General features: G+C 28.3%; 3 protein-coding genes. All 3 read right to left on the bottom strand.

The genetic code is table 11. From position 1 onward, the window contains the following. The coding region (locus HMPREF0367_RS10175; protein WP_035400592.1) for a hypothetical protein at positions 1 to 331 on the bottom strand (331 nt) is incomplete at its 3' end. 88 nt (positions 332 to 419) lie between these two features. After that, positions 420 to 608: a hypothetical protein gene (locus HMPREF0367_RS01825; protein ID WP_035400591.1), complete on the bottom strand. Its 189-nt coding sequence runs from the start codon at positions 606 to 608 to the stop codon at positions 420 to 422. A gap of 35 nt (positions 609 to 643) precedes the next feature. Further along, on the bottom strand, positions 644 to 853 hold the full coding sequence (locus tag HMPREF0367_RS01820) for a hypothetical protein (RefSeq protein WP_035400590.1): 210 nt from the start codon (positions 851 to 853) through the stop codon (positions 644 to 646). Between the last annotated feature and the right edge of the window lie 48 nt (positions 854 to 901).

Genomic DNA, 901 nt, shown 5'->3' with positions numbered 1-901 from the left:
TTGCTTTCAATGTTCTCCAATAAGGTGTTTCATCTTCAGAACGCTGGTAACTCGCCCATGCAACAATGGAAACAAAAATTCCCGCTGTAATCGGTTCTGTAAAATCAGCGCCACTTAATTTTGCAAAGTATTTTCGTATTTCTCCGACGGTAATTACTTTACCATACGGAACTTTCTTCATTACTTTGTCATAGTCAATTGGCGGTGCAAGATACATTTTGCTACCACCATATTTTTCAATACTTTTCTGGTCTGTGATGATTTGAAATTTTGGCATATCCTTATTATCATGCAACATAGCATTAAAATCTTTTTTATCTTCGTTTGCCATTTTTTCCACCTCCTACTCTAAAGATAGTCTGTTTGTCATTCCTATGCAATGAGGCTGTTTGAAAATTTTTGACAAATTCCAATTTGTATTACTCTTTATCTTTTTTGCTATTTCTATATAATAAACTAAATGTTAGTGTAAATAGCATTGGTATAACTGAATAACCAGCGTTATCTAATTTATGAGTGATTACCAAGTATCCACTAATTAAAGTCAAAATTGCAAATACAAAACTTAGAATCAAAAATATTTTCAACTTTAATTTTTCTTTATTCATAACTTTTATATCTCCCATATATATTGTAATTTGTATTACTTTGAACTTTTCTTTTTTATTTTAGCAATGAACAAGACAAATGATAAAATTAACCAAGCAACAAATCCTACTTTAAATCCTACAAGCCAAGTATTTTCATAACTTAATTTAAATAGTATATCTAAAATTTTCATTGTTGTTGTTGCACATAATAACATCACAACTAAAAATAAGATTTCTAAAATTATAAACTTTATTTTTTTCATAATAGCATACACCTCTACAAATTAGGATTTATTTTACAACTTGATTTC

It is taken from the genome of Faecalitalea cylindroides ATCC 27803 (genome assembly GCF_000469305.1).
In the GTDB taxonomy this organism is placed as follows: Bacteria; Bacillota_I; Bacilli_A; order Erysipelotrichales; family Erysipelotrichaceae; genus Faecalitalea; species Faecalitalea cylindroides.
The sequence above is the reverse complement of the archived record's forward strand: the minus strand, read 5'-3'. Positions and strand labels throughout refer to the sequence as shown.

Bases quoted from the DNA above. Each gene is read 5' to 3' on its own strand.
- HMPREF0367_RS01825 (WP_035400591.1), bottom strand. From the start codon at position 608: ATGAATAAAGAAAAATTAAAGTTGAAAATATTTTTGATTCTAAGTTTT.
- HMPREF0367_RS01820 (WP_035400590.1), bottom strand. From the start codon at position 853: ATGAAAAAAATAAAGTTTATAATTTTAGAAATCTTATTTTTAGTTGTG.